Source organism: Arthrobacter sp. UYCu512, assembly GCF_040547075.1.
In the GTDB taxonomy this organism is placed as follows: Bacteria; Actinomycetota; Actinomycetes; order Actinomycetales; family Micrococcaceae; genus Arthrobacter.
The window spans coordinates 1-2,942 of sequence record NZ_JBEPPA010000044.1 but is presented as its reverse complement, the minus strand read 5'-3'; the positions used below and the strand labels follow the sequence as shown (position 1 = coordinate 2,942).

3 protein-coding genes and 1 pseudogene are annotated in these 2,942 nt (G+C 59.3%); 2 read left to right on the top strand and 2 right to left on the bottom strand.

Annotation, left to right across the window (positions count from 1 at the left end; translation table 11 throughout):
- Both ABIB49_RS19325 and ABIB49_RS19150 read right to left on the bottom strand, forming a co-directional pair.
- A pseudogene (locus ABIB49_RS19325) lies at nucleotides 1–161 on the bottom strand (IS30 family transposase); the annotation flags it as partial.
- A 100-nt stretch (nucleotides 162–261) separates the two neighbouring features.
- Nucleotides 262–777, bottom strand: a complete 516-nt coding sequence (locus ABIB49_RS19150) for a MarR family winged helix-turn-helix transcriptional regulator (protein ID WP_226775795.1) — start codon at nucleotides 775–777, stop codon at nucleotides 262–264.
- A gap of 114 nt (nucleotides 778–891) precedes the next feature.
- Between ABIB49_RS19150 and ABIB49_RS19145 the strand changes: the two genes are divergently transcribed.
- Both ABIB49_RS19145 and ABIB49_RS19140 read left to right on the top strand, forming a co-directional pair.
- Nucleotides 892–1,683, top strand: a complete 792-nt coding sequence (locus tag ABIB49_RS19145) for an SDR family NAD(P)-dependent oxidoreductase (RefSeq protein ID WP_282361125.1) — start codon at nucleotides 892–894, stop codon at nucleotides 1,681–1,683.
- A gap of 78 nt (nucleotides 1,684–1,761) precedes the next feature.
- Nucleotides 1,762–2,931: an IS30 family transposase gene (locus tag ABIB49_RS19140; protein ID WP_502913846.1), complete on the top strand. Its 1,170-nt coding sequence runs from the start codon at nucleotides 1,762–1,764 to the stop codon at nucleotides 2,929–2,931.
- Nucleotides 2,932–2,942 lie beyond the last annotated feature (11 nt).

Sequence of the window (2,942 nt, the reverse complement as noted above, 5' to 3'; positions counted from 1 at the left end):
ACACCCCCGGCCTCGGCCAGGACCCGGCGCCCAGTCCGCCTGCTCGTATTGATCGGCACAACAGCGTCAGTGATGAAATCACCGGCCTGCATCCCGGCCCAAAAAACCTGCAAGAGATCAGGCCTCAAATGAATTGAATACCCCGCCATAACAACACCCATCCGCTAAGTGTTGCAATCACCGCGAGAACCCAAGGATCCCTCACCGGACAACCCGCATGGTTCCCGAGTTGCTAGCTGAACTCTGCGAGGACTACATGTGCTATTCCGATGCTGCGGGAGAACTGATGCCTCGCGGCGGCCGCCATCCCTCCTGTGTCCTGATTGCCTTTTGAATACGCAAGGTGATCTCTCGCAACTGGCGTCTTTGAGCGGCCGTTAGCGGGTCAAGGACCAGCCTTCTGACGGTGTCGACATGACTCGGAGTTGCCTCATTGATCACCTTGCGGCCGGCGTCGGTGAGAGTTGCTCGGGTGGATCTCCCGTCCCTGGGGTCCTGGGAGCGCCGAACCCAGCCCCGGCCTTCCAGCCGTGACACTGCGCGAGACAGTCGCGACAGAGAGCTGTTGGCAAAGCCGGCCAGATCACTCATGCGAAGTGTCCGATCAGCTGCGTCAGCCAATGCGAAGAGGATGCCGTACTCGAAGTGTGTTAGGTCAAAATCTTGCACCAACGGCGCATCGAGCGCAGGCGGCAACCACTCCAAAACGGTAGCCAGTCCCGCCCATGTCTCAAGGTCCTCACCGGCTAGTTCTACTGGAGGGCTGCTATCAGTCATACGACCAGAGTACGAGATACAGCCGGGTTTAGCTGCACATTTAGTTGACTGAGCAATCATTTACTTGTAGCATTTGGTTTCCCAAGCAAGTAAAAAATGTGAGGCAACACAATCATGGACATGCAGTTAGCGGCCAATCGGGCCTTCATTAGCGGCGCTACCCAGGGCATTGGCTACTCGATTGCGAAGGCGCTGCTTCGAGAGGGCGTGTCTGTCATCATCAACGGGCGCGATGAGAGCCGGGTCGAAAGCGCGGTGGGCAAACTTAGGGCAGAGGTGCCCGGCGCGATCGTCTCAGGCATTGCTGCTGACTTTCGCAACCCTGCGGAGGTACAGCACCTGCTGGGTTCGCTCGAGGACATCGACATCCTCGTGAACAATGTCGGACTCTTCGAAGTGAAACCCTTCGGGGAAATCTCCGATGATGACTGGGGGCGCTACTTCGATGTGAACGTTATGAGTGGCGTGCGGCTGTCACGCGCAGTACTTCCCAAAATGGTGGACGCCGGATGGGGCCGGATCATATTCATCGGCAGCGAATCGGGAGTAAACATCCCTGCCGACATGACCCACTACGGCGTGACCAAGGCAGGACTACTCGCCTTGAGCAACGGACTTGCCAAGCTCACCCGTGGTACCGGCGTTACGGTCAATACAATCCTTGGCGGACCCACCTATTCAGACGGCGTCGCCGAAACAATCGAGCAAATTGCGAAGACGCAGCAGCTCGCGACAAGTGAACTCAAGGCGGCCATCATCGGTGGAAATCAGACCTCGCTCCTCGAGCGGTTCATAGAGCCTGAAGAAATCGCAAACCTGGCAGTCTTCCTCGCAAGCCCACTCTCATCGGCAACAAACGGGGCCGCCATGCGCGCAGATGGAGGCGTACTCACTTCGATGCTCTGACGAACACGGTCATGCAACGACGAGTCGAGGCCCGCAAGGGGATCCTTGGGTTCTTGCGGTGATTGCAACACTTAGCGGATGGGTGTTGTTATGGCGGGGTATTCGATTTATGTAAGACCGGATCTTCTGCAGCTGTTTTGGGCTGGGATGCAGGCCGGTGATTTCATCACTGACGCTGTTGTGCCGATCAATACGAGCAGGCGGACTGGGCGCCGGGTCCTGGCCGAGGCCGGGGGTGTCAGGCCACGCCGCGGCAGGGATCTGAAGGGCAGGTGCCTGACTTTCGCCCAGTGTGAGGAGATCGCGGTGATGCGCGCCCAGGGATACTCGCTGCGCCGGATCGGGGCCGTGGTCGGCAGATCTGCCTCGACGGTGTCCAGGGAGCTTCGGCGCAATTCGGTGGCCGGGTTGCCTTACCGGGCGACGTCGGCCCATGCTCTGGCGTATGAGCGGGCTTCGCGGCCGAAACCGGCGAAACTGCACACGAACACGGTGTTGCGTGCGAAGGTGGAGGAGGACCTGAAAAAGAAGTATTCGGCTGAGCAGATCGCAGGACGCCTGCGGGTTGGGTTCCCCGATGAGCCGGAGATGCGGGTGTCACCTGAGACGATCTACCAGTCCCTCTACGTTCAGTCCCGCGGAGTTCTGAACCGTGATCTGGCCGCGTGCCTGCGCACCGGGCGGGCGGTCATGCAGCCCTGCAGGAAGGCCGGCCCGCGGAAGAACCGGATTCCGGGGATGATCAATATCTCCGAGCGTCCCCCCGAGGTTCAGGACCGGGCCGTGCCCGGGCATTGGGAGGGCGACCTCATAATCGGCAAAGGGAATCAGTCCGCGATCGGGACCCTTGTGGAGAGAACCACCAACTACACGATGCTCGTTCATCTTCCGGATGGCTATAAAGCAGAACAAATGCGTGACGCCCTGGCAGCGAAGATCAAGACGCTCCCCGAGTCGCTGCGGCATTCCCTGACCTGGGACCAAGGCATCGAGATGCAGGACTGGAAAACCGTGAAGATCGACGCCGGCATCGACATCTACTTCTGCGATCCGCACTCACCCTGGCAGCGCGGCATCAACGAAAACACCAACGGCCTGCTGCGCCAATATTTCCCCAAGGGCACCGACCTGAGCATCCACAGCGCGACAGACCTCGACTGGGTCGCCCAGGAACTCAACGACCGACCGCGCAAAAGACTAGAGTTCAAGAAACCGATCGAACTGATCGAAAACCTCCTGTTGCAATGACCGCCTGAATC